Origin of the sequence: Rathayibacter sp. AY1E3, assembly GCF_002932235.1 — a bacterium.
GTDB lineage: Bacteria > Actinomycetota > Actinomycetes > Actinomycetales > Microbacteriaceae > Rathayibacter.
Genome location: NZ_PSVN01000003.1, coordinates 95,950 through 119,686 on the forward strand (window position 1 = coordinate 95,950; position 23,737 = coordinate 119,686).

Consider the following 23,737-nt stretch of genomic DNA (forward strand, 5'->3'; position numbering starts at 1 on the left):
ATGCGCGCTCAGCTCCCCGGGACGAAGAGGAGCCAGCGACCGGAGTCGGAGGCGACCGCGGGGACGGTAGTCCCCGTCGCCGCCTGGACGAAGGGCTGCCAGCTCAGCGGGGACTCGGTGTAGCCGGCCGTGTCGACGTAGACGGCGCACGCGCCGGTCGAGTCCACGGCCGCGTCGAACTCGGCCGGCGAGTCCACGGACGACCATACGTCCCAGCCGTAGGTCCCCGCGACGGACCCGTAGCTCCACTCGAGATCGCCGTCGTCGGTCGAGAGGTACGGCAGCGCCTCGTCGTAGTCGTCGAGCTCTCCGATCCTCCCGCTGTCCGGGAAGCTCTTGAGCGGCAGCTGCACCACGCCGCAGCCGTCGGGCAGGAGGTCGTCGGCCGCCGTGACGAACTCTCGCATCTCCCTGTCGTCGGTGGGGTTCAGGACGACGAGGCCGGAGACCCCGACGAGCTGATCCGCCACGACGACTCCTGCGACGACGACCCCCAGGATCGCGCGGACGCCGAACCGCGCCGTCACCCTGTCCAGGACGAGGGCCACGGCGGCGAGGGCGAGCAGCAGCAGCACGATCGACAGCCGGGACCAGGCGCGGATCGTCGGGCCCGCGACGAGCGACACTACGACTCCGAGCCCGGTGACCGCGTAGAAGGCCAGCGTCCAGAGGGAGGCGGAGGCGAGCAGGCCCACCCGCGGCTGGTCCACCAGCCTGGCGAGTGCGCCCCGCTTGGGGACGGAGCCGGCGAGGAGGAGGAGCAGACCCGCTCCGAGCAGCAGGATCAGGCCGACCGATCCGATGATCGAGAAGCCCGGCGGCTCCGTGGTCTGGAGGATGCCGGTCTCGCGGGTGTAGTCGGCGAGCAGGTCCTGCGCCCCCGGGACCGCGGACGCCGCCCACGGCAGGACGAGGAGGATGAGCTTCCCCGCGTAGAACTCGGACTCGGACAGCGTCCGGCCCTCGAAGTAGGGGCGGTACCGCTCGCCGTACCCGAGCCCGAGCAGCAGGAGCTCGACGGCGACGAAGCCCCCGAGAGCAAAGACCGGCGCCGCGGGCAGCAGCAGCTCGCGCCAGCCGACCCGCGCGAGGAGCCTCCCGACCGTCGCCGCCGCGAAGACCCCGCCGACCACGAGGACGGCGAAGACGTAGTAGTACCCGCCCGTCGAGGCGATCAGCAGCGCGAGGACGACTCCGGGAGCGATCCGGCGGACTCGACGGCTCGCTCTCGTCCGCGCTCGGGACGCCCAGCCGCGGAACGGATCGGTCCTCGGCCCGGCGACCATCAGCAGCAAGACCCCGATCAGGGGGATCGCCCAGTAGTTAGCCAGGAAGGCGTGACCGGAGTAGATCCGGATGAAGTGGTACGGCGCGAGGCTGAACGCCGTGGCGAAGAGCGCAGCGCCCCAGGGGCGCACGGTGAGAGCGCGGAAGAAGGCGTAGCCGGTGACCGCCACGCCGGCGAAGGTGAGCAGGTAGAACACGTTGAGCAGCAGGACGCCGTCGCGCACCACCAGGCCGAGCAGCGAGACGACGACCGCGGCGGAGAGGTCGAACTGGGCGCTGAAGAAGGCGTTCATCCCGTCGGGGAAGCCCAGCGCGTCGTTGGTCGCGAACGGGAAGACCTGGGTGGCGCTCGTGAACAGGGTGTAGTGCAGGATCTGGTCGTCCCCGCCGACCTGCCAGCGGGCGGTGAGGTCCGCAGGGCTGATGTGCAGGGCGAGGACGGCCGCCACCGTGCTGATGACGGCCGCCGCCACGGCCCAGGCCGTCTCGCGCAGCAGGCCGCCCCGTCGACGGGGACGGGCTCCGAGGTCAGTAGCCATGGATCCCGCGCTCCCTCTCGAGGCTGGTGTCGATGATCTCGTCGAGGCGCTGCTCGCCCGGGGTCCCGGCGTAGTCGTAGACGAGGACCGATCCGCAGGCGGTGATGCTCGCAGGCTCGCCGAGCGTGACCTGGGCGAAGTCCGGCCACTGCGTGTCCCGATCGATGAGGACGAAGCTGAAGTGTCTCTCGAAGCGGGTCAGATCGCTCATCCAGACCTGAATGCTGAAGTCGGTGTTGATCTGCTCGACGTCCAGGCCCGCGTAGAGGGAGAGCGGCCTGGTGGTCCAGAACGAGCCGACGCCGGCGATGTCGCGCCCGCCGACCCAGTCCGTCACGCACTGCGACTCCGGCTGCTGGAGCACACCGGCGCGGAGGGTCGACGACACGGTCCGGATGCCGAAGACCGCGAGCAGGACCACGGCGGTCCCGGCGGCGACCGCCGAGACGATCGACGCGGCGCGCCCGAGCCCGGGCAGGACCCGGGGAAGCGCGAGCACGGCGATCGGGACGAGGCAGGCGAAGACCGCGATCGGCATCAGGTACCGCGAGACGATGCTCCCCGAGACGATCTGCACCGTGAGGAGGACCAGCGCCTGGCCCAGGACGAGGACGCAGAGGAACCACGCCCGTGCCGGCCGTCGCTCGTCGCCGGTGCCCGGCTCGCGGGGACCCGTCGCGAGCGCGCGGATCCGCACCCCCACGACCACCAGGGCGGCCGCGAGGAGCAGGCCGATCGTCACCAGCTCGAGGAGCCCGGCCCGCGTCGACATGATGTCGGTCAGCTGGTCGAGCAGAGCGGTGAGCGCGGTGCCGGCCAGCGTCGTCTTGAGGTAGCTGGAGGTGCCGGTCGCGATGAGCGAGGACAGCGGGAGGCGCGCGAGGTAGCCGATGGCGGTTCCGGCGATCACGAGCGCGCCGATTCCGAGCACGCGGCGTCCGGCGAGCTGCGCCGTCAGCCAGAGCGAGCCCAGCGCGAGCACGGCCGGCGCTGTGAAGTGCAGCATCAGCAGCGGATCCGACAGCGTCGTCGCCGCGAGGAGCAGGACCATCGCGAGCCCGCTCCACACGGGCAGGCGTCCTCCGGGCCTGAGCAGGTTCAGGGTGAGGGCGGCGCAGACGGCCGCGACGAGGACGGACCCTCCGTAGTAGGTCGTGAGGAGGAAGGTCGTCGCGAGGGCGCCCTCGTTGACCAGCGCCCTGGTCTCCGTCAGGCAGAGGGCCAGGAGGAGCAGGATCGACAGCACCGCGGCCGTCCGCCGCAGCCAGGCGGGCTGGTGCGCGAGGACGAGACCGCTGATCCAGCGCGCCGTCGCGTAGAGGAGGACGACGTTGAGCACTCCGTTGAGCAGCAGTGCCGCGGCCGCGTCCCCGACCAGCGACGCCAGCGCGTAGAGAGGGAGCTCCGGGAACAGGAACAGCTGGCTCGTCATGACCCACTGGTGGGGTCCTCCACTGCCCAGCGACCTGAGGATCAGCGGCAGGGCGAGCGAGTCACCGTCGCGAAGGAAGTACGACTGCCACTCGGTGCCGAGCAGCAACCCGATGGCGGCGAGGGTCGCGGCAGCGACGACGGCTCCCGCGAGGACCTCGGGGAGGAGGGCCCTCGCACGCAGCAGCGTCCGACCACCCCGGCTCACCGGGCTGCGCGGCCGAATCGGAGCGAGAGCACGAGCACCAGGTTCTTGCGGAGGGTGTTCGTGGGGATCTTGGACGTCCCGACCGTGCGGTCCATGAAGACGATGGGGATCTCGCGGACCGTGCGGGCGAGGTTCAGCGCCCGGTACTTGAGCACGATCTGGAAGCCGTAGCCCGAGGCGGACACCCGTGTGAAGTCGATCCTGCGGAGCAGATCCGAGGAAAAGAGGTTGAAGCCGCCCGTGTAGTCCGTGAGCCCCGACCCGAGGAAGAACCTCGTGTAGAGGTTGCCCCCGCGGCTGAGGAACTTGCGGTCGAGGGTCCAGTCGGGAGTGCTCCCGCCGGGGATGTAGCGGGACGCGACGACGAAGTCGGCTCCTTCCCGCGCCGCCTGCAGGAATTCGTCGATGTAGCGCGGGTCGTGCGAGAGGTCCGCGTCCATCTGCAGGACGTAGTCGGGAGCGTCGGGGGCGTCGACGATCCGGCCGAACGCCCAGACGTACGCGGCCCCCAGGCCGTCCTTGCTCGCGCGGCTGAGCACCCGGACGGAGAAGCTCGCGGTCTCGAGCGCCTCGCCCGCGACGCGGGCGGCGTCCGCCGTCCTGTCCGGCGAGCTGTCGTCGACGACGCAGACCTGCACGGAGAAGTCCGGGTTGCGGGTCGCGACGTCCGCGAGCAGAGGGAGCAGAGTCGCGATGTTCTCGACCTCGTTGTAGGTCGGGATCACGATGGTGAGGGAACGCATGTCAAGCCGTTTCGTCGTTCGCGAGTATCGGACCGACGTCCGGGCCCCGTGGCCCTGCGAGTATAACGACGGCCGCTCAGGTGACCGGCGAGCACGCCGGGCGGGGCGGAACGGCTCCGACGCCCGCTCAGGACGTTCCGGAAGGGATTCTCAGAGAGTCGTCACCTGCCGCGAGCCCCTGATCGCGCCCTCGCAGGCTAGGGTCGGAAGGCGATCGCAGCCGGTCGCCCGAGATCTCAGGACCGACGCCTCCGCCCTCCTTGCGGCTGTACCGCGGCGAGGACGACACACAGAGGACCTACACGTGAAGAAGCTGCTCGAATCGCAGAAGGTCCGCTTCCTCATCGCGGGCTGCACCAACACGGCGATCGACTTCCTCATCCTCAACACGCTCGTGCTCCTGCTCGGTCTGCCGACCCTCGTCGCCAACGTCTTCTCCGTCCTGGTCGGCATCACGATCTCGTACGCGCTGAACCACTTCTTCGTCTTCCGCCACCCGGGCAGGGTCTCGGTCGCCACGTTCGCGAAGTTCTTCCTCGTCACCGGGTTCAGCTCGCTGGTCCTGCAGTCGGCGATCATCTACGGCTTCGAGGTCTTCTTCGACACCCGCTTCGGCAACTCGCTGCTCTTCCTCCCCAGCTCCGGCGAGAACGCCTTCCTCGCGATCAACATCGCCAAGGCCGTCGCCGTCCTCGTGGGACTGGTGTGGAACTTCTGCATGTACAAGTTCGTCGTCTTCCGCCGTCCGGCGCACGATGCGCTGCCCGCGATCGAGACGGTCTCCCCCGCCGCCGTGGCCGTCAGCACCGAGCCCGTCGACATCGTCCGCTGAGGGCCGCAGGCTCCCGGGCCCCGCTCGAGCCGCGTGCTAGCCTCGTCGAGTTCTTCCGACGGGGCACACCTCCCGTCGACGCCGCACCACCCGGAGGCTCCCATCGCCCGCTCGACGTTGCCCATCGCGGTCGTCGTCGTCACCCACTTCTCGGGTGAGGTCCTCCGCGCGTGCCTCGAGTCCGTGCCGGAGGCGACGGAGCACGACGTGCGCATCGTGGTGGTCGACAACCTGACCACGGACGACTCCGTCCGCAGCGTCGTCGAGCGCCTGCCGCAGGTCGAGTTCCACGAGACCGGGCAGAACCTCGGCTACGGCCGGGCCGTCAACTACGCGGTCGACCGCCTCGGGCCCGAAGTGGAGTGGATCCTGGTGACCAACCCGGACACGGTCTTCCTCCCCGGCTCGATCGACGCCCTCTACGCCGCCGCGACGGCGGACGACCGGATCGGCTCGATCGGGCCCCGGATCCTCGACTCCGACGGCACGATCTACCCCTCCGCCCGCGCTCTGCCCTCGCTCGGCACGGGCGTCGGGCACGCCGTCTTCGCCCACGTCTGGCCCGGCAACCCGTGGTCGGCGACCTACCGGCGCTCGCGCGCGGTCGAGACCCTCCGCCACGGCCGGATGGAGGCGGGCTGGCTCTCCGGCGCCTGCGTGATGGTGCGCCGCACGGCCTTCGAGGAGATCGGCGGGTTCGACGACCGCTACTTCATGTACTTCGAGGACGTCCAGCTGGGCGACTCGCTCGGACAGCGCGGGTGGACCAACGTCTACCTCGCCGACGCGGTCGTCTCCCACCTCGGCGGGCACTCCACCCGCCTGGCCTCGGCGCGGATGCTCGCGGTCCACCACCGCAGCGCCTACCTCTACCTCGCGCAGAAGTACGGCGCCTGGTATCAGGCGCCGATCCGCGCGGCGGTCCGCGCCGGGCTGGGCGCCCGGGTCGCGCTGATGCGCCTGCGCTCGAAGAGCTGATCCGCTCCGATCGGGCGGGCCGCCTGGCCGGCGCCGGGCGGCCCGCCCACCGGATCGGCGGTCAGGACGCGGAGTCGAGCTCCGTGTAGAAGGCCCGCGCCTCGTCCCAGGTCGGCAGCAGGCCCTGCGCCTCGGCCTCGGCCAGCGTCGGTGCGTCGGTGTCCTTCGGCGAGAGGAGCAGCTCGCCGGCCTCCTCCGGGAAGCGCAGGCCGATCTGCTCGTCGAGCGGGTCGATCCCCTTTTCCCGCACCGGGTCGAAGGTGGCGTTCACGAGGTACGAGACCACGGCGCCCTCGGTCAGCGCCACGAAGGCGTGCGCGACCCCCTCGGCGATGTAGACGGAGCGGCGGTCGACGTCGTCGAGCAGGATCGACTCCCAGCGCCCGAAGGTCGGCGACCCGACGCGCACGTCGATCACGTAGTCGACGACCGCGCCGGAGAAGCACGAGACGTACTTGGCCTGCGACGGCGGGATCTGCGCGAAGTGGATGCCGCGGACGGTGCCGCGCCGCGAGACGGAGGTGTTGCCCTGCCGCAGCGAGAGCGGGTGCCCGACCTTCTCGGCCAGGCGGTCGAAGCGGTAGAACTCGTAGAAGACCCCGCGATCGTCGGGGAACTGGCGCGGAGTCACTTCGTAGACGTCGGGGATGTCGAGATCTCGGATCTGCACGGTCGCCAGTTTAACGACGGCGTGTCACGGGCCCGCGACGCCTCTCTGCGCCACCCGGCGGCGTGCCGGAGCGCCGACCGTCGGCCGACGGACCGCTCGGGCATGATGAGGAGGTGACCTTCCTCCTCACGGGCGCCTCCGGCATGCTCGGCACCGACCTGCGCGCGGCCCTCGGCTCCCGCCCCAGCACCGCCCTCGGCCGCTCCGACCTCGACGTGACCGACCTCGACGCCGTGCGCGCCGCCGTCGCGGGACACGACGCCGTGGTGAACTGCGCCGCGTACACCCGCGTCGACGACGCCGAGACCGACGAGGAGGAGGCGCACCGCGTCAACGCCGTCGGAGCGCGCAACCTCGCCCTCGCCACCGCCGAGACGGGAGCCGCACTCGTGCAGGTCTCCACCGACTACGTCTTCGACGGCTCCGCGACGACCCCCTACTCCGAGGACCACCCCCGGAACCCGATCTCGGCCTACGGCCGCACGAAGGCCGAGGGCGAGCGCCTGGTGCTCGAGGCCAACCCGGAGCGCGGGTACGTCGTCCGCACGGCCTGGCTCTACGGCGAGCACGGCGGCAACTTCGCTAAGACGATGGTGCGACTGGCGGGCGCGCACGAGACGCTGACCGTGGTCGACGACCAGCACGGCCAGCCCACCTGGACCGCCGACCTCGCCGCGCGCCTGATCGAGCTGGTCGACGCGGAGGCCCCGGCCGGCGTCTACCACGGCACCAGCTCCGGCGAGACGACCTGGCTCGGCTTCGCCCGTGCCGTCTTCGCCAAGGCGGGCCTGGATCCCGAGCGCCTGCGCCCGACCGACAGCGGCTCGTTCGTCCGCCCCGCTCCGCGTCCGGCCTACTCGGTCCTCGGACACGACGGCTGGAGGCGGGCGGGCCTGCCGCCGCTGCGCTCCTGGCAGGACGCGCTCGCCGCCGCACCCCTCGAGGCGGTGACCCCGTGACCACCACTCTCCGCGTCGTCGTCGACCAGATGCTCGCCCGCGTGCCCGGCGGCATCGGCCGCTACACCGAGGAGCTCACCCGCGAGCTGATCGCGACGGCTCCCCGCGACTGCGAGGTGGAGGCCGTCGTCTCCGCCCACCCGCCCGAGAAGGAGGAGGAGCTGCGCCTGCGCCTGCCCGGCCTCGCGCGCATCCACCGGCTGCCGCTCGGGCGCCGCGAGCTCTCGCGCGCCTGGCAGTACGGGATCGCCATCCCGGCCGGCGGCGGCATGATCCACGCCCCGAGCCTCTTCGCACCGCTGCGCAGCCACGACGGGAGCGAGGGCGAGCAGATCGCCGTCACGATCCACGACACGGTGCCGTGGACGCATCCCGAGACTCTCACCCCCCACGGCGCGAAGTGGCACCGGGCGATGGCCAAGCGCGCCCGCAAGCACGCGGACGCCGTCGTCGTCCCCACTCACGCGGTCGCCCACCAGCTCTCCCAGCTGATGGACTTCGGCGATCGACTGCGCGTGATCGGCGGAGCCGTCGGCTCCGGCCTGGTCGTCCCGGAGGACGCCGACGAGCGCGCCACGGCGCTGGGCCTCCCCCCGGAGTACGTGCTGAGCGTCGGCACGCTGGAGCCGCGCAAGGGCCTGGTCTCGCTGATCGCGGCCTTCGGAGGAGCGTCCGCGCCGGCGATCCCGCTGCTCCTGGTCGGCCCGACCGGCTGGGGCGACCTCGACGTGGCCTCCGTCGCCGACGAGCAGGGCCTCGACGAGACGCGCGTGCGCGCCCTGGGAGTCCTCAGCGACGCCGACCTCGCCGTCGTCCTCTCCCGGGCCACCCTCTTCGTCTACCCGAGCATCGCCGAGGGCTTCGGCCTGCCCGTGCTCGAGGCGATGCACTTCGGAGTGCCGGTGGTGCACTCCGACGACCCCGCGCTGATGGAGGTCGCCGCGGACGCCGGCGTCGCCGTCGAGCGCGGCGACGCGAAGGACTACCCGGACCGCCTCGCCCTCGCCATGAGCAGCGTGCTCGCCGACACCGGGCTGCGCGAGCGGATGTCGGTGGCCGGCCGCGACCGCTCCCGCGCCTTCAGCTGGCGCGACTCCGCCGAGCGCGTCTGGGCGCTGCACGCCGACCTCTGAGGCGTGCGGCACCCGGCCGTCTACGGCGCGGAGTCGCCCGACAGTCCGGCGCTCACCAGCGAGTGCACGACGTCGTAGTCCGGGTCCTCCGGGTCGACGGCCGGCGGGACCAGCTCGATCGGATCCACCGGCTGCGACTTCGTCTTGAGCCCCAGCTGCACGAAGTAGCCGAGCATCCCCTGCGGGACGTCCGTCTTGATGACCTGGGACCCGGCGGACGCGACGTCCTGGAACTTGGCGAGGACGTTGCCCGGCTCGAACTGGGCGAGCAGCGCCTCCTGCACCTGCCGCTGGCGCGCCATCCGGTCGTAGTCGCTCGTGGTGTAGCGAGACCGGGCGTAGGCGAGGGCCTGCTCGCCGTTGAAGTGCCAGTGCCCGGGATCGATCCACTGGTTGACGCCCTGCATCACGCCGTCGGAGTCGGGCAGCCCGCCCAGGGGCAGCGGCTCGTCGGCGACGTAGTCGATGTCGATGCCGCCGAGCGCATCGATCAGCTGGGCGAAGCCCTCCATGTCGATCAGCGCGTAGTACTGGATCCTCAGATCGAGGATGCCCTCGACCGCGTCGCGCATCGCCTCGATGCCGGGCTCGCTGCCGTGGTCGACGGCGTCGGGGTAGAGCTCCGGGTGCTTCAGCTCGACCTCGGTGTAGACCGAATTGAGCTTGCAGACGTCGACGGCGCAGTTGTCGGTGTCGTAGCCGTCGGGGTAGAGCTCGTGCATCGGGCTGGTCTCGGGGAACGGGAAGTCGACGAACTCGCGCGAGACGCCGATGATCGAGGCCTTGCCGCTCGACGCGTCGATGCTGACCACCGAGATGCTGTCGGGGCGCAGACCGTCGCGGTCCTCTCCCGCGTCGCCGCCGAGGAGCATCACGTTGTAGCGGCCGTCGATCGGCTGCTCGATCGCTCCGCCGCCGAAGATCGACGACAGCGTCCCCCGTGTCACGCCGAGCAGGTAGGTGCCGTAGGCGGTGGTGCCGACCGAGATCGCCATCAGCGCGATCGTCGCGAACGCGAGCACGCCGCGCATCCGCGGGCGCACCCGGACGACGCGGATCAGGCGGAGGGTGTCGAGCGTCAGCACGGCCCAGACCACCCCGTAGACGACGAGCGCGGCCTGGAGCGCGAGCATCGAGACGTCGAAGGTCGCGAGCGTGTAGAGGCCGGTCGGGAAGACGAAGTAGAGGAGCACCGCGACCAGGAGGGCGACCCAGAGCCCGAGGGTGAAGCCGAGCCCCAGGCGCCCGAGCCGGCGGTTGCCCGCGAGGACCTGAGCGGACCCGGGCACCAGCAGGTTGACGATCAGCAGCCACCACGCCCGCCGCGTCATGAAGGCGCGGGAGGCGACGTCCGGGTGCCGCAGCGGCAGGGCGACGGCCGTCACAGGCCCGCCACCAGGGCGTCGTTCTTCGCGGCGACCTGCACCTCGAGGTCGGCGGCGAAGTCGTCGAGCGCTGCGGAGAGGGCGTCGTCCGCGGTCGCGAGGATCTTCACCGCGAGCAGTCCGGCGTTCCGCGCTCCGCCGATGGAGACGGCGGCGACGGGGACGCCCGCCGGCATCTGCACGATCGAGAGGAGGGAGTCGAGCCCGTCGAGGCGGGCGAGCGGGACCGGCACTCCGACGACGGGGAGCGAGGTCACGGCGGCGAGCATGCCGGGGAGGTGGGCGGCTCCGCCCGCCCCGGCGATGACGACCTTCAGGCCGCGGCCGCGGGCCTCGCGGCCGTACGCGATCATCGCCTCCGGGGTGCGGTGCGCGGAGACGACCCGGACCTCGTGCGCCACGCCGAATTCGGCGAGGACGGTGGACGCCGCCTGCATGACGGACCAGTCCGAGTCCGACCCCATCACGACGCCGACGAGCGGCGCGGGCCCGTTCACGAGCGCGTCCGCGCTCACGAGAGGGCTCCGGCAGGGGTCGGGGAGGTCGGCAGGCTCGTCACGGCGACCATCGTACGGGTCAGTCCGTGAGAACGGCCGCCGCCGCGCGAGCCTCGTAGACCACGAGGTCGAGGTCGTCGCCGCCGGCGTTCACGTGCCCGACCTTGCGGCCCGGTCGCGGCTCCTTGCCGTAGTTGTGCACCTTCACACCCGGGTGATCGGCGAGCACCCGCGGGTAGCGGTCGGTCAGCGACTCCCCCACCGGGCCGCCGAGCACGTTGACCATCACGGTCCACGGATCGCGGCAGCCCGTCGCGCCGAGCGGCAGGTCGAGGACCGCGCGCAGGTGCTGCTCGAACTGCGACGTGGTCGATCCGTCCATCGTCCAGTGGCCGCTGTTGTGCGGGCGCATGGCCAGCTCGTTGACCAGGATCCGGTCGTCCGTCGTCTCGAACAGCTCGACGGCCAGGACGCCGGTGACCCCGAGGCTGTCGGCGATCGTCTGCGCGATCTCGGCCGCGGCTGATGCGAGCCGGCCGGCGGACGCGGGGGCCGGAGCGATCACCTCGGCGCAGACCCCGTCGCGCTGCACCGACTCCACCACCGGCCAGAGGATGCTCTCGCCGGAGGGACGCCGGGCGACGAGCTGCGCGAGCTCGCGGCGGAAGCCCACCAGCTCCTCGACCAGGAGCGAGCCGCCCCGGCCGTCCTCGGCGAGGGCGGTGAACCAGTCGTCCGCCTCGTGGGCGCCGCGCACCACGCGCACGCCCTTGCCGTCGTAGCCGCCGCGCGCGGTCTTCACCACGGCGCTGCCGCCGTGCTCAGCCAGGAACTCCCCCAGCTCCTCGGCGGAGGAGACCTCGGCCCACTCGGGCACGGGCACGCCGAGCTCGGTCAGGCGGCGCCGCATCATCAGCTTGTCCTGGGCGAACAGCAGGGCGTCGGGGCCGGGGTGCACGGCGACGCCGCGGGCGACGAGCTCGCGGAGGATCGGCTGGGGAACGTGCTCGTGGTCGAACGTCACCACGTCCACGGTCTCGGCGAAGGCGAGCACGGTCGCCTCGTCGCGGTGGTCGCCGACCCGTGTCGCGGCGAGCCCCGCCGGGGCGCCCTCGCTCTCGGCGAGCACGGCGATCTCGATGCCGAGCTCCACCGCCGCGGGGATCATCATCCGGGCGAGCTGGCCGCCCCCGATCACGCCGACGCGCATGGCGCTCCTCCGTCTCCGCCCGCTGGCGCGGGGCGGCTCCATGCTACCGAGGCCCCGACGCGCTCACGCGGGTGGCGGCCACTCCGGCTCGAGAACGGGAGCCGCGCCGATCGCCTCCCGCAGCAGGTCGGCCGTGAGCTCCGGATCCGGCAGGTCCCGCAGCACGAACACCTCGGCTCCCGCCTGCAGGATCCGGACGTCCCCGCACCGGGCGAGGCGCTGGCCGAGGGAACGCTCGACCACGACCTCCATCCTCCGATCGAAGACCACCTCGGCCCGCCGGATCGACGCCACGCCCCGGCGCGCGCTGAGGCCGGAGGCGGTGACGCGGTAGCGCACGCTCGCCCAGCCCGCGATCCCGGGAGCGCAGAGGAGCAGCACCAGAAGTGCGGTGCCGAGCCCGATGATCCAGCGCTGCAGGGCGAGCTCGAACTGCGCGGCGAAGTAGAAGCCCGTCCAGGTGAGCAGGAGGAGGCCGACGACCGGTGCGACCGCCCGGCGGGCGCGCGGGGTCAGCCGCGCCAGCTCGCGGTCGGCGGGGTCGGTCCTGGCCATTAGGAGCGCAGGTGCGTGACGTCGCCGGCCGTGAACGAGCGCAGCGCGCCGCCCTGCTCGAGCAGGAGCGAGCCGTCCGGGGCGAGTGCGGCGGCGGTCCCCTCCTCCTGCGTGCCGTCGGGCAGCTCGAGCCGGACGCGCGTTCCGAGGGTGCCGCAAGAGGCGCGGACGGCGGCGGCCGCTCCGGAGGCCTCGGCGTCGCCCTGGGCGAGCAGCGGAGCCAGCAGCCCCTGGAATGCGGTCAGGAACGCGGCGAGCACCTCGTCGGCGCTCGTCGTCCGTGCTCCGGCGAGGGCGAGCGAGGTGGCGGTCGGGACCGGCAGCTCCGCCTCCGTCAGCAGCAGGTTCACACCGGTGCCGACGACGACCCGCCCGTCCGGCAGGCGCTCGGCGAGGATCCCCGCGACCTTCCGGCCGTCGATCAGGACGTCGTTGGGCCACTTGACGGCGACGTCCCCGTCGACGAGGGGTGCGAGGGCCCGGGCGAGAGCGGCGCCGGCCACGAGCGGCAGCCAGCCGGAGGCCTCGGCGCCGAGGGCGGAGGCGTCGACCAGAGTCGAGGCCGCGAGCGTGCGGCCCGCGGGCGCCTGCCAGACGCGCCCCAGCCGGCCGCGCCCGGCGCGCTGGTCGCCGGTGGCGACGACGGAGAGGTGCGGCCACGCGGCGGGGTCGGCGGCCGCCCGCTCGCGGAGCTCGTCGTTCGTCGACCCCGCCGACTCGAGCGCGAGGACGCGGGGGGAGACAGCGGAGGAGAGCGGGAGGAGCATGCCGCCACGGTAGCGGCGGCTCCCGCGAGGCCGCTCCGAGCGCCGCTCGCGACGTCCCGCCCTTGTCCGGATCCTCCCGTTCGGAGCGGCCCTCCCTGTGCGAGTGCGACAAGAGGAGGCGTCCGCCCCGCCGGTAGGGTGAGCGGGTGACCGCGAACACCGAACGTCCCGCGCCCGATCTGTACACGACCGCGGGGAAGATCGCGGACCTCAGGAACCGCTACCACGAGGCCGTCACGGCCAGTGGCGAGGCGGCGATCGAGAAGCAGCACGCCAAGGGCAAGATGACCGCACGGGAGCGGATCGACACCCTCCTCGACCCGGGCTCGTTCGTCGAGCTGGACGAGTTCGTCCGCCACCGCACCCACGCCTTCGGCATGGAGAAGAAGCGACCCTACGGCGACGCCGTCGTCACCGGCACCGGCACCATCCACGGCCGCCAGGTCGCCGTGTACTCGCAGGACTTCACGATCTTCGGCGGCTCGCTCGGCGAGGTGGCCGGCGAGAAGATCATCAAGGTGATGGACCTCGCCCTGAAGACCGGCGTCCCGATCATCGGCATCCTCGACTCCGGCGGAGCACGGATCCAGGAGGGCGTGGTCGCCCTCGGCAAGTACGGCGAGATCTTCCGCCGCAACACCGCGGCGAGCGGCGTGATCCCCCAGATCTCGATCATCTGCGGCCCTGCCGCGGGAGGCGCGGTCTACTCCCCCGCCCTGACCGACTTCGTGATCATGGTCGACAAGACCAGCCAGATGTTCGTCACCGGGCCCGACGTGATCAAGACCGTCACCGGCGAGGACGTCGGCATGGAGGAGCTCGGCGGCGCGCTGACCCACAACAAGATCTCGGGCGTCTCGCACTACCTCGCGAGCGACGAGAACGACGCGCTCGACTACGCGCGGACGCTCCTCTCCTTCCTCCCGGACAACAACCTGTCGCCTGTCCCCGTCTTCGAGACCGAGGTCGACCTCGAGACGACCGACGCGGACCGCTTCCTCGACACGGTCATCCCGGACAGCCCGAACCAGCCGTACGACATGCGCGCCGTCATCGAGCACATCGTCGACGAGGGCGACTTCCTCGAGGTGCAGCCGCTGTTCGCGCCGAACATCGTGATCGGCTTCGGCCGCGTCGAGGGCCGCTCCGTCGGCATCATCGCGAACCAGCCGAGCGCCATGGCGGGCACGCTGAACATCGAGGCGGGCGAGAAGGCGTCCCGCTTCGTCCGCTTCTGCGACGCGTTCTCGCTGCCGATCCTGACCCTGGTCGACGTCCCGGGCTATCTGCCCGGCACCGACCAGGAGTGGACCGGCGTCATCCGCCGCGGCGCGAAGCTGCTCTACGCCTACGCCGAGGCGACCGTGCCGCTGGTCACGGTCATCCTGCGCAAGGCCTACGGCGGCGCGTACATCGTGATGGGGTCCAAGCAGCTGGGAGCCGACATCAACCTCGCGTGGCCGACCGCCGAGATCGCCGTCATGGGAGGCCAGGGCGCGGTGAACATCCTCTACCGCAACGAGATCCGCAAGGCGGAGGAGGCCGGCGAGGACGTCGCAGCCGTCCGGACGCGCCTGGCGAACGAGTACACCTACAACGTCGCGAGCCCGTTCCTCGCGGCCGAGCGCGGCGAGCTCGACGGCGTGATCGAGCCCTCGGCGACGCGTGTCTCCGTCATCAAGGCGTTGCGGGCGCTGCGCACCAAGCGCGCCAACCTGCCCGCGAAGAAGCACGGCAACATCCCGCTCTGACCCGACTCGCTCGGACGCCGCGGCAGGAGACGGGAGACCGTCCGTGCCGCGGCGTTCCGCTGCGACCGCCTCCTCACGGGGCGGAGGGGCGGAACGATCAGTCGGAGGAGCCGGGGCCGGTCCGTCGGACAGCGGACTCCGCGGGAGCATCGGGCCGCACGACGGGAGCGGCCGGCTCCGCGGCCGGAGCACCCAGCTCCCCTGTCGCGGAATCGGGCTCCGCTTCCCGGGCATCCGCCCTCGCAGCCGGAGCACCCGCCTTCACCCCAGGACCGTCCGGCTCGGCTGTCGGAGCACCCGCCTTCGCCGCAGGAGCGCCTGCCCTGGCGGCCGGAGCATCCGGCTTCGCCGCGGACGCCTCGGACGGCTTCTCCTCCGGCTTCGCCCCGACCACCCGCGCGAACGCCAGCGCCTGCGCGGCGGAGAGGTCGGGCAGATAGGCGCGACCCAGCGCGGCTCCGATCCGGGGCAGCTGCAGCGCGTCGGGGTAGGTCATCCAGAGGCCCGCGTAGCGCGGGTGGAACTTGGCCTTGAAGCGGAACAGCGACGTGAAGCCGTAGGCCGGCTCGAGCGTCCGCGAGAGGAACTCGAGCAGGCGCGAGAGGACCGTCGGCTCCGGAGGCTCCTCCCCCTCCTCGACCGGTGCGGTGGCGAGCGGTGCGCCCGAGAGCGAGAGGAACTCGGCGCCCTCCTCCTTGACGCGCAGCGCCGCGGAGGCGATGAGGAACTCCATGATGCCGGGCATCGAGTCGTCGGAGCGGCGCATGAAGTCGAGGGTCCAGCCGACCACGCGCCCCTCCCGATGCACGGGCAGCCAGCTCGTCACCCCCTGCAGCACGCCGTCCGGTCCGACCGCGAGCAGGAGGGCGACGTCGGGATCGCGGACCTCGTCGATCCCACCGAGGGTGAAGCCCATCTCGGGCAGCGCCTTCTCGGCGACCCAGCGCTCCGACAGGTCGACGATCTGGTTGGCCATGCCGAGGGAGAGCTCGGGCCAGCTGGTCCACTGCGCCTCGATGCCCAGCTTGATGCCGCGCGTGAGCGGGTAGCGCACCTTCTGCCACCGCTTGCCGGTGAGCTCGAAGGAGGAGAGCTCGATGATCGTCTCCTCGCCGACCGAGAGGCGCGACCAGCCGAGCCGGTCGAAGACGGGGAGCAGCTCGTCGTGGATGCTGTAGAAGACGGGCGTCCAGCTGCGCTCGTCGCAGAAACGCACGAACTCGGCCACGACGTCCTCGCGCCGCTCGGGAGCGCAGGCCGGGTCGGAGAGGGTGATCGCCACGCCGCCGATCACCCGGTAGGCGACTCCGCCGGTCCCGTCGGCCGAGATCCAGTGCGCGTTGCCCTCCCAGGTCCCCTGATGGCCGAGGCTGCCGGCGCCGTGCAGGGACAGGAGCGCGCGGTACCGCGCCTCGTCGCCGCGGTTCCGCTGCACGTCGGTGGCCCGGAGCAGGGCGACCACCGCGACGACGACCACGAGCCAGAACACCGGGCCGACCCACTCGAAGACGATCCGCGCGACGGGCTCCCGCGGCACGGCGAGCAGTCCGGCGCCGCCGAGGAAGCTCACCGGGACGAAGCGCAGCAGCCCGTCCAGGAGGAGTCTCCCGAGGCCCAGGAGCGGCTCGAAGCTCGTGCGCACGCCGGCCGAGAGCGCCAGGTAGCCGCCGAGGGACACGACGAAGGCGATGGCGACGACCCGCGTCCAGAGCCTCGCGGCGGCACGGGGCGCGCGGATGCGGAAGTGCCTCCTCCCGATCACGAGCATCGCCACGACGGCCAGCGGCACCAGCACCGTCGTCGCCACCCAGAGCAGGTACTCGGCGTAGTACAGGAACTCGGGGTGACGGGCGGCGCGCTGGAGGGAGAAGACCTCCAGGATCGCGATCGCGATGTTCACCCCGACCGCCAGCAGCAGGCCCAAGCGGCGCCCGGAGCGCAGGCCGTAGGCGGCGACGAGCAGGAGGACGAGCGGGACGAACGTCAGCAGGATCGGCCCGGGGGCGACCAGGCTCAGCTTCACGTGGTGCGCGCAGTGCCGGAGGGCGCGGCTGCACGGGTCCTCGAGGTCCGTCGTCCCCGTGAAGGCGCTCTGCAGCAGTCGGCCGAGGAACGAGAACGGACCGTAGCCCGAGTCGGAGAGGACGGCGACGAGCGGACCGATCGCGGTGACGACGACGACCGCCGCCAGCAGCCCCCGGGACTCGCGGTGCGAGCTCGGCGCCGGACGCTGCGGACGCAGCCCCGACGCTCCCCGCGCGAGCACCGCGCCGAGCACGAGCCCCGCGCCGCCCGCGAGGAGCCGGTACGCGTCGGCGGAGTCGCCCGCGTAGAGCACGAACATCAGCACGACGGCGAAGACGGTCACCCGGAGCCTGCGACGCCACAGAGCGCCCATGAAGGCGGTCGAGGCGATGAGGGCGCCGACCGCGCCGATCAGCGGGTCGAAGGTGTGGTCGCCGACGGTGTCGCCCGCCCACCACTCCCCGACGAGAGCGCCGATCGACTGCACGGAGGACCCGACGACGATCCCGACGGCGCCTGTCACGAGGAAGGCGAGGAGGGTGCGGGCCGAGCCGAGGCGGCGCTCCGCGGCGAGGAGCATCGGGAGCACCAGCACGACGTCCAGGAGCAGCTGCAGCGGGTCCGCCGCGATCAGGAGGGCGGTCACCGCCGTCCACGGACGGCCGTCGAGGGTCGTCATCGGGCCCGCCGCCCACCAGGCCGTCGTCTCGGCTCCCGCGGGGGCGACGAGCGTCCCCGTGATCGCGCTCGCGGCCAGGAGGACCAGGACGACCGAGACGGCCGCCGGCGACCTCCGGACCAGCAGACGCAGGGGGCGCAGCGCCGCGGCACCGCTCCTCGGGAACCACGTCGGCATGCGGGGACGCTCCTGTTCGCAACGGACGGACGACGCTCCGGCGGCATCCGGCGTCAGCATAGCCATGCCCCGCCGACCGGCGCCGTGAACGGCATGCGATAGCGTCACGGGATGACCGCCTCCGACTCCGCACCCGCCGTCGTCATCTCCACCCCCGGCCTCGACGCCGCCGAGATCGCCGCCGTCACGGCCGTCGTCACCGCACTGACCTCGCGCACCGAGGCCGAGCCGGAGACCCCGCAGGAGCTCAGCGGCGGCTGGAACGACCGCGCCGCGGCGGTCCGCGGGCCGCTCCGGCCGGCACCCGGAGCGTGGCGCTCCTTCTCCGGCTGAGCGGACTCGCAGACGCAGCCCGTCGGGGAACGAGCGATCCGCGACGCGGAACGTGAAATTTGTCCCCCGATTAGTCCCCTAAAGTGCTGACTATGCGCCTCCTGGCGGAGCGAGCACACTAGTGGACGTACGGTGCTCCTCCTTCGGAAGGGGCACCGCCAATCACTCGCCGACCAGGGTAAGCAGGCGGGTGTGTTGGGGGCGAGTGAGGGTAATATTCGGGTTGTTACCCTCACTCGGGGTTTGACGGCGGGCCGGGCCCCCTCTTCGGAGGAGTGGACGGCCCGCCGCACTCCGTTAACGGGCTTTCGTCCTGACGCGCTCGGCGCTCAACGGGCTCCGCTCATGACGGCTCTGCTCACGCTCGTGCCGCGCCGACGATCGGTCCGCGCCGAGAGACCGGGTGCGCCAGGACCTGAGCCGTGCTGAGAGCCGGAGCGTACCGACCGCGGCACCGATCCGACATCCGCACGCCCTCCGGGGCGGGTCGCCGCCGGTCGCTGCGCAGGCGGACGGCCGCGCCGTCCCGCGCGCGCTCCGCCGCTCAGACGTCCCGTCCGCCGACGCCGTCGCGCCGGATCTCGACCCAGGCGTCGACCTCGTCCCCCGCGTCGTCGGAGCCGAGGGCGCCCGCGCTGCCGTCGCCGGCCGTCCGCAGGCCCACCACTGTGACCGCCGAGGCCGAGTCGGCCGACGCGGTGCGCACCACCACGCGGTCGACCTCCTCGCGGATCCCGCTCAGAGCCTGGGCGAGCTCCCCCAGCACCCGTCGGCTCTCGCCCTCGGAGGTGCGGTCGAGGCCGCCGTCGTCGAGCACCAACACGGTCACCCCCCGCCGCCGCGCGTCGAGCACGAGACGCCGCACCTCGTCGTCCAGCAGCCGCCGGCCGCGGATCTCGTCGCGCACGGCCGCCTCGAGCAGCCGGCACTCGCGCCGCTCCTCGTCGGTGAGGCCCGGTCCCGGCTCGGCGATGCGCAGCAGCATGTCGGCGGCGAGGGCGCGGGTCTGCTCCAGCCGGACCTCGCGCTCCGTGAGGTGCGCCTCCTCCGCGGCCCGCCACGACGCGGCCGCGCGCTCGGCCGCCTCGAGCACGCGCGCCTCGGAGCCCGCGCGCCCGAGCTCGACGATGAGCAGCTGCGCGATCGCGACCCAGGCGATCCCCCCGACGACGCCGAGAGTGGCCAGCGCGGCCGGGCCGGCCCAGAACACGGTGTGCACGATCAGGAAGCCGACGCCGACCCAGGCGCAGGCCGCGCGCCGGCGGGCGCACACGATCGTCATGAGGGTGCCGACCGCGGCGATGTACCAGGTGGAGTAGCCGTTGGAGGCACCCGGATCGAGCGAGGGCGCGACCAGCAGCGGCAGAGCGACGGCGACCGCGGTCATCCCGACCGCGGCGGGCAGGGCGAGCCGGGTCGTCGCTCCCGGCCAGAGGGCGACGACGGTCGCCGCGACGTACAGCGCGACCGCGACGAGGTCGGCCGGCGTGGCCGGGGAGATGCGGAAGGAGAAGAAGGCGAGCACCACGTGGTACAGCGAGAAGCCGGCGCCGAGCGCCTGGAGCAGGGGGCGCGGGTAGGCGATCACGGCCCTCCTCCCGCGTCCGCCCGCCAGGAGAGGACGACTCGGGTGCCCTCGCCCGGAGTCGAGTCGACCCGCGCCGATCCCCGCGCGTTGTGCACCCGCTCGAGGATGGAGAGCCGGATGCCCAGCCGCTCGCGCGGGACGTCGGCGAGCCGGAAGCCGCGGCCGTCGTCCTCCACCACGACCTCCACCGCGCCGTCGCCCAGCAGCCCGTGCACGGCGCGGTGGACGCTGCCGCTCGGACCCGCGTGCTGGACGCTGTTGGCGAGCGCCTGCCAGACCGCGCCGAGCAGCGCCTCGGCCACCGGGCGCGGCAGCGTCGTCGCGCGCGGATCCACTCCATCGGCCGTCGCGACTGCGATCTCGGTCCCGAAGGTGGACGCCGCGTGGGCGAGCTGGCGCTGCAGGAGCTCGAGCGGGACCAGCCCCTCGGGCGGCTCCGGCTCGTGGTCGGGCAGCAGCACGGCGAGGGTGCGCTGCGCCATCGAGGAGACCAGCGCGCGCTCGGCCGGCGACTCGGCTGAGGCGGCGGAGAGCAGCGTCGCGAGCACGTTGTCGTGCACCAGGGCGTCGACCTCGACCCGCTCCACCTCGCCGGCGTGCTGGCGCATCGCCGCCTCGTACTGCTCCATGGCCGTCGTCTGCGCACGGTCGATCTCGTCGGCCGACTGCCGGAGCACGGTGATCAGCACCAGCATCACGAAGCCGACGATGCCCACGTAGGCGGCGTCGAGGATCGCGCGGGTCGGCTCCGCCCCGCCGCCGGAGGGGAGGACGCGCAGCAGCCCGAACAGCATGGTCGTCACCGACACGTACGCGATCGCGATCCGGAGGGGAGCGGCGATCGTGCAGAAGGCGGTGCCGATGGTCAGCAGGTACCAGATCCACGGGGTCTCGCGGTCCGCGCCCCCGGTGGCGACGGCGGCCGGCCAGGTCAGGAGGGCGATGAGGACACCGACGGCGACCAGGACCGCCGTGATCCGCGTGCCCCGCCGCAGCACGGCGGTGACCACGGCGGCGGTGAGCGATCCGAAGACCAGCACCAGCACCGGCCAGGCCACCTCGGGGCGCAGGAGGGGCAGCTGCGCGAGGATCGGCGGGACGGTCTGCACGCCGAAGCCGAAGCCGAAGAACGACACGACCGTGCTGATGATCCGGTCGATGCGCTCGCGCCCGGCGTTGCGGCGGGCGATCGGCGCCTCAGCGCCCGCCATCGCCGTCGTCCGGGTCGATGCCCGGCAGGATGCCGTCCTCCACCGCGCGCCGCAGCAGATCGACCTTCGTCGGGGCGGGACGGCCGATCTCGACGTACTTGTCGCGGATCCGGTCGAGGTACTCCTTCGCCGTCGACACCGAGATCTGCAGCCGCTCGGCCACCAGCTTCAGCGGCAGCCCCGAGGCGTAGAGGTGCAGGACGTCGCGCTCGCGACGGCCGAGCACGGCCCGCGCGAAGTCGTCGTCGGCGTCGATGGCCGAGGCCCACTCCAGATTGTTGAGGACCTCGCCGCGGGCGACCGTGCGGATGGCGGCGACGACCGTCGACATGGGCGAGGACTTCGGGATGACGCCGGCCGCTCCCGCGGCGAGCGCCTCCCGCACGGCCACGACACGGTCCGCGATGCTGTGGACGAGGACGGCGGAGCCGCGCACCTGCCCCCACTTGACGTTGCTGGTGATGCTCGAGCCGTCGTTCAGGGACAGGTCGAGGACGAGCACCTCGATCTCCGCGCCGCCGATCGTGCTCTCGAGGGCCTGGACGGTCTCGGCGGCGGCGACCACCTGCATCCCCGCGCTCTCGACGGCGGCGGCCACGCCCAGGCGCACCGACTCGTGGTCGTCCACGATCGCCACGCGCACGCGCGGGGCCTCGGCTGCGTCGACGTGGGGCTCCATCCCGCCCATGGTACGCAGACGCGGGCCCGCGGTCAGTCCTCTCGGCGGACCAGTCGCGCAACGGCCTCCACGTGGGAGGTGTGCGGGAAGAGGTCGAAGCCCTCGAGGCGCTCCAGCTCGTAACCCGCCCCGGTCAGGGCGCCCACGTCGCGGGCGAGCGCGACCGGGTCGCAGGCGACGTAGACGAGCTGCGCCGGCCGCAGCTCCGCCAGAGCGTCGGTGACCGCTCGGCCGGCGCCCGAGCGCGGCGGGTCGAGGACCACGGTCGCCGCGCGCCACCGCGCCCGCTCGCGCGCATCGGCCTGGGCGACGACGTCGCGGAGGTAGCGGTCGACGCGGGCGGTCACCGCGCGGGCGCCGACCTGGTCGGCCAGGTTCTCGAGCGCGTGCTCGGTGGCGCGGGAGTCGCTCTCGACGCTGGTCACGCGCACTCCGGCGCCGAGGCGGTCGGCCAGCGCCGCGGCGAGCAGGCCCACCCCGCCGTAGAGGTCGTGGTTGGCGGCCGACGGGTCCGCCGCATCCGCGTCGACGGCGGCCTGCACGGCCTCGAAGAGCGCGGCGGCGGCTCCGCGGTGCACCTGCCAGAAGCCGGTGCGGTCGACCCGGAAGGTGCGGTCGGCGACGAACTCGCTCACCACCGTGCGGTCGCGGCGGGCGCGCTTGTCGGAGGGGTCGTGCACGAGCACCGCGGCCCCCTCGGATCCGGCCGCGTCGACGAGGTCGACCACCGAGCCGGGAGCGAGGCGCTCGCCGAGCGGTGCGGCCAGGGAGGAGTCGGCGGTCGCGAGGGGCAGCGACTCCACGGTGACGACGTGGTGGCTGCGTGCCGCGTAGGGGCCGACCCGTCCGTCGTCGTCGACGTGGAGGCGGTTCCGCGTGCGCCAGCCGAGGCCGCCGGACGCGTCGTCCCCGCCGATCGGCGAGACCTCCACCTCGACCTCGCGACGGGCGAAGCGGGAGAAGGAGTCGACGAGCACGAGGCGCTTCAGCTCGCGCTGGTAGGCCAGGTCGGCGTGGCCGAGCTCGGCGCCGCCGACGCGCTCCCCCGGGCGGCGGTCGAGGGCGGCCTCGGGCCAGACGTGCTCCACCCGGTGCTCGGACGCCTCGAGCACCTCGAGCGCCTCGGCACGCCAGAAGCTGTCGTGCCGGACCTCGCTGATCCGCGCCCGCACGCGCTCGCCGGGGAGGACGTCCGGGACGAAGACGACGCGGCCCTCGTGCCGGGCGACGAACACGCCGCCGTGGGCGACGTTGCTAATGTCGAGCTCGATCTCGGTCCCGAGTGCGTCGTCGGCCCCGTCGGGGCGGGCGGATGCTCGGGACGGGGTCTGTGCCATCCGTCGAGCATCCCACAGCGTGGGCCCGGCCGCAGGGAGCCCTCGTGCGCCTCTACCTCGCCTCCACCTCCCCCGCGCGCCTCGCGCTGCTGCGGGCCTCCGGGATCGAGCCCGTCGTCGTCCCCTCCGAGGTGGACGAGCCCGCGGCCGTCGCCCGGGCCGAGCAGGAGCGGGGCGCGGCACTGGACGCGGACGCCACCGTCTCGCTGCTCGCCCGCGCCAAGGCGCACGCCGTCCTGCGCCCGGACATCGACGGTCTGGTGCTCGGCGGCGACTCCGCGTTCGTCCTCGACGGGGTCGTCCACGGCAAGCCGCACGAGCCGGAGCGGGCCCGGGAGCGCTGGCGCGCCCAGCGCGGTCGCACCGGCCGCCTCCACTCCGGCCACTGGCTCGTCGACCACCGTGGCGGGAGGATCGTCGCCGAGGCCGGAGCGGTCACCTCCGCCGCCGTCACGTTCTCCGACGACATCGACGACGCCGAGATCGACGCCTACGTCGCCACCGGCGAGCCCCTCGAGGTGGCCGGCGCCTTCACCATCGACGGCCGCGGCGCCGGCTTCATCACCGCGATCGAGGGCGACCCCTCGACGGTGATCGGGATGTCGGTGCCGACCCTCCGCACGCTGGTGCGGAGCCTCGGCGTCGACTGGACCGCGCTCTGGAACCGCTGAGGCCCGTCCCGCCCTTGTGAGGAACCGACGAAGGCCCTCCGCTTCTTTGTGGTGAGCCGCGCCGGGCCGGGCGGAGCCGCCCCCTAGGGTTG

21 protein-coding genes are annotated in these 23,737 nt (G+C 72.8%); 7 read left to right on the top strand and 14 right to left on the bottom strand.

Annotation, left to right across the window (positions count from 1 at the left end; genetic code table 11):
* Positions 1-8: 8 nt before the first annotated feature.
* The 3 genes from C5C53_RS03350 to C5C53_RS03360 are packed head-to-tail and all read right to left on the bottom strand — an operon-like array spanning position 9 to position 4,208.
* Positions 9-1,826, bottom strand: coding sequence for a hypothetical protein (locus C5C53_RS03350; protein WP_146084633.1), 1,818 nt, complete (start codon positions 1,824-1,826; stop codon positions 9-11).
* Positions 1,816-3,465, bottom strand: a complete 1,650-nt coding sequence (locus C5C53_RS03355; RefSeq protein ID WP_104266830.1) for a hypothetical protein — start codon at positions 3,463-3,465, stop codon at positions 1,816-1,818. Before C5C53_RS03355 ends, C5C53_RS03350 begins: the two co-directional genes overlap by 11 nt.
* Entirely contained in the window at positions 3,462-4,208 is a 747-nt protein-coding gene (locus C5C53_RS03360; protein WP_104266831.1) for a polyprenol monophosphomannose synthase, read from the bottom strand. The genes C5C53_RS03355 and C5C53_RS03360 overlap by 4 nt, the downstream gene beginning before the upstream one ends.
* A 304-nt stretch (positions 4,209-4,512) precedes the next feature.
* Here C5C53_RS03360 and C5C53_RS03365 point away from each other — a divergent pair, with 304 nt between their 5' ends.
* Positions 4,513-5,040, top strand: a complete 528-nt coding sequence (locus C5C53_RS03365) for a GtrA family protein (RefSeq protein WP_104266832.1) — start codon at positions 4,513-4,515, stop codon at positions 5,038-5,040.
* 117 nt (positions 5,041-5,157) lie between these two features.
* Positions 5,158-6,018 carry a glycosyltransferase family 2 protein gene (locus tag C5C53_RS03370; RefSeq protein ID WP_244229466.1) on the top strand — a complete coding sequence of 287 codons (861 nt, stop codon included), beginning with the start codon at positions 5,158-5,160 and terminating at the stop codon, positions 6,016-6,018.
* A gap of 61 nt (positions 6,019-6,079) precedes the next feature.
* On the opposite strand, the gene C5C53_RS03375 is transcribed toward C5C53_RS03370, so the two are convergent.
* Positions 6,080-6,688, bottom strand: coding sequence for a dTDP-4-dehydrorhamnose 3,5-epimerase family protein (locus tag C5C53_RS03375; protein WP_104223159.1), 609 nt, complete (start codon positions 6,686-6,688; stop codon positions 6,080-6,082).
* A 113-nt stretch (positions 6,689-6,801) separates the two neighbouring features.
* Between C5C53_RS03375 and rfbD the strand changes: the two genes are divergently transcribed.
* Both rfbD and C5C53_RS03385 read left to right on the top strand, forming a co-directional pair.
* On the top strand, positions 6,802-7,647 hold the full coding sequence (gene rfbD, locus C5C53_RS03380; protein WP_104223160.1) for a dTDP-4-dehydrorhamnose reductase: 846 nt from the start codon (positions 6,802-6,804) through the stop codon (positions 7,645-7,647).
* Positions 7,644-8,780 (top strand): glycosyltransferase family 1 protein, encoded by a 1,137-nt coding sequence (locus C5C53_RS03385; RefSeq protein ID WP_244229467.1) that lies wholly within the window; start codon positions 7,644-7,646, stop codon positions 8,778-8,780. Before rfbD ends, C5C53_RS03385 begins: the two co-directional genes overlap by 4 nt.
* A 20-nt stretch (positions 8,781-8,800) precedes the next feature.
* Here the strand turns inward: C5C53_RS03385 and C5C53_RS03390 are convergent, their stop codons facing one another.
* The 5 genes from C5C53_RS03390 to C5C53_RS03410 all read right to left on the bottom strand — a co-directional run bounded on the left by C5C53_RS03390 (position 8,801) and on the right by C5C53_RS03410 (position 13,194).
* Positions 8,801-10,165 carry an LCP family protein gene (locus C5C53_RS03390; protein WP_258062231.1) on the bottom strand — a complete coding sequence of 455 codons (1,365 nt, stop codon included), beginning with the start codon at positions 10,163-10,165 and terminating at the stop codon, positions 8,801-8,803.
* Entirely contained in the window at positions 10,162-10,629 is a 468-nt protein-coding gene (gene purE / locus C5C53_RS03395; protein ID WP_104223226.1) for a 5-(carboxyamino)imidazole ribonucleotide mutase, read from the bottom strand. The genes C5C53_RS03390 and purE overlap by 4 nt, the downstream gene beginning before the upstream one ends.
* A gap of 112 nt (positions 10,630-10,741) precedes the next feature.
* The gene (locus C5C53_RS03400; RefSeq protein WP_104223161.1) at positions 10,742-11,872 is read right to left on the bottom strand and encodes a 5-(carboxyamino)imidazole ribonucleotide synthase; all 1,131 of its coding nucleotides are present in this window, start codon (positions 11,870-11,872) and stop codon (positions 10,742-10,744) included.
* A gap of 63 nt (positions 11,873-11,935) precedes the next feature.
* A complete protein-coding gene (locus C5C53_RS03405) occupies positions 11,936-12,427 on the bottom strand; it encodes a PH domain-containing protein (RefSeq protein WP_104223162.1) in 492 nt (163 codons plus the stop codon).
* The gene (locus tag C5C53_RS03410; protein ID WP_104223163.1) at positions 12,427-13,194 is read right to left on the bottom strand and encodes a biotin--[acetyl-CoA-carboxylase] ligase; all 768 of its coding nucleotides are present in this window, start codon (positions 13,192-13,194) and stop codon (positions 12,427-12,429) included. The genes C5C53_RS03405 and C5C53_RS03410 overlap by 1 nt, the downstream gene beginning before the upstream one ends.
* 146 nt (positions 13,195-13,340) lie before the next feature.
* Between C5C53_RS03410 and C5C53_RS03415 the strand changes: the two genes are divergently transcribed.
* Complete coding sequence (locus C5C53_RS03415; protein WP_104223164.1) at positions 13,341-14,945, top strand: acyl-CoA carboxylase subunit beta; 1,605 nt, start codon at positions 13,341-13,343, stop codon at positions 14,943-14,945.
* A 97-nt stretch (positions 14,946-15,042) separates the two neighbouring features.
* Here C5C53_RS03415 and C5C53_RS03420 read toward each other — a convergent pair whose 3' ends face one another.
* Positions 15,043-17,826: a bifunctional lysylphosphatidylglycerol flippase/synthetase MprF gene (locus tag C5C53_RS03420; RefSeq protein WP_181074920.1), complete on the bottom strand. Its 2,784-nt coding sequence runs from the start codon at positions 17,824-17,826 to the stop codon at positions 15,043-15,045.
* 111 nt (positions 17,827-17,937) lie between these two features.
* On the opposite strand from C5C53_RS03420, the gene C5C53_RS03425 reads away from it, so the two are divergent.
* Positions 17,938-18,159 carry an acyl-CoA carboxylase subunit epsilon gene (locus C5C53_RS03425; RefSeq protein WP_104223166.1) on the top strand — a complete coding sequence of 74 codons (222 nt, stop codon included), beginning with the start codon at positions 17,938-17,940 and terminating at the stop codon, positions 18,157-18,159.
* A gap of 544 nt (positions 18,160-18,703) precedes the next feature.
* On the opposite strand, the gene C5C53_RS03430 is transcribed toward C5C53_RS03425, so the two are convergent.
* Genes C5C53_RS03430 through C5C53_RS03445 form a run of 4 tightly spaced genes read right to left on the bottom strand, consistent with a single transcriptional unit; the run spans position 18,704 to position 22,974 of the window.
* Entirely contained in the window at positions 18,704-19,747 is a 1,044-nt protein-coding gene (locus C5C53_RS03430) for a hypothetical protein (protein ID WP_104223167.1), read from the bottom strand.
* The gene (locus C5C53_RS03435; protein ID WP_104266833.1) at positions 19,744-20,958 is read right to left on the bottom strand and encodes a sensor histidine kinase; all 1,215 of its coding nucleotides are present in this window, start codon (positions 20,956-20,958) and stop codon (positions 19,744-19,746) included. The genes C5C53_RS03430 and C5C53_RS03435 overlap by 4 nt, the downstream gene beginning before the upstream one ends.
* The gene (locus C5C53_RS03440) at positions 20,945-21,646 is read right to left on the bottom strand and encodes a response regulator transcription factor (RefSeq protein WP_104223169.1); all 702 of its coding nucleotides are present in this window, start codon (positions 21,644-21,646) and stop codon (positions 20,945-20,947) included. Before C5C53_RS03440 ends, C5C53_RS03435 begins: the two co-directional genes overlap by 14 nt.
* 23 nt (positions 21,647-21,669) lie before the next feature.
* On the bottom strand, positions 21,670-22,974 hold the full coding sequence (locus C5C53_RS03445) for a class I SAM-dependent RNA methyltransferase (RefSeq protein ID WP_146080877.1): 1,305 nt from the start codon (positions 22,972-22,974) through the stop codon (positions 21,670-21,672).
* Between the two features lie 44 nt (positions 22,975-23,018).
* Between C5C53_RS03445 and C5C53_RS03450 the strand changes: the two genes are divergently transcribed.
* Positions 23,019-23,645: a nucleoside triphosphate pyrophosphatase gene (locus tag C5C53_RS03450; protein ID WP_181065608.1), complete on the top strand. Its 627-nt coding sequence runs from the start codon at positions 23,019-23,021 to the stop codon at positions 23,643-23,645.
* The last annotated feature ends 92 nt before the right edge of the window (positions 23,646-23,737 follow it).

Coding starts and splice junctions, on each gene's coding strand:
- C5C53_RS03350 (WP_146084633.1), bottom strand. CDS start 1,826: ATGGCTACTGACCTCGGAGCCCGTCCCCGTCGACGGGGCGGCCTGCTG.
- C5C53_RS03360 (WP_104266831.1), bottom strand. CDS start 4,208: ATGCGTTCCCTCACCATCGTGATCCCGACCTACAACGAGGTCGAGAAC.
- purE (WP_104223226.1), bottom strand. CDS start 10,629: ATGGGGTCGGACTCGGACTGGTCCGTCATGCAGGCGGCGTCCACCGTC.
- C5C53_RS03400 (WP_104223161.1), bottom strand. CDS start 11,872: ATGCGCGTCGGCGTGATCGGGGGCGGCCAGCTCGCCCGGATGATGATC.
- C5C53_RS03405 (WP_104223162.1), bottom strand. CDS start 12,427: ATGGCCAGGACCGACCCCGCCGACCGCGAGCTGGCGCGGCTGACCCCG.
- C5C53_RS03410 (WP_104223163.1), bottom strand. CDS start 13,194: ATGCTCCTCCCGCTCTCCTCCGCTGTCTCCCCCCGCGTCCTCGCGCTC.
- C5C53_RS03420 (WP_181074920.1), bottom strand. CDS start 17,826: ATGCCGACGTGGTTCCCGAGGAGCGGTGCCGCGGCGCTGCGCCCCCTG.
- C5C53_RS03425 (WP_104223166.1), top strand. CDS start 17,938: ATGACCGCCTCCGACTCCGCACCCGCCGTCGTCATCTCCACCCCCGGC.
- C5C53_RS03435 (WP_104266833.1), bottom strand. CDS start 20,958: ATGGCGGGCGCTGAGGCGCCGATCGCCCGCCGCAACGCCGGGCGCGAG.
- C5C53_RS03440 (WP_104223169.1), bottom strand. CDS start 21,646: ATGGGCGGGATGGAGCCCCACGTCGACGCAGCCGAGGCCCCGCGCGTG.
- C5C53_RS03445 (WP_146080877.1), bottom strand. CDS start 22,974: ATGGCACAGACCCCGTCCCGAGCATCCGCCCGCCCCGACGGGGCCGAC.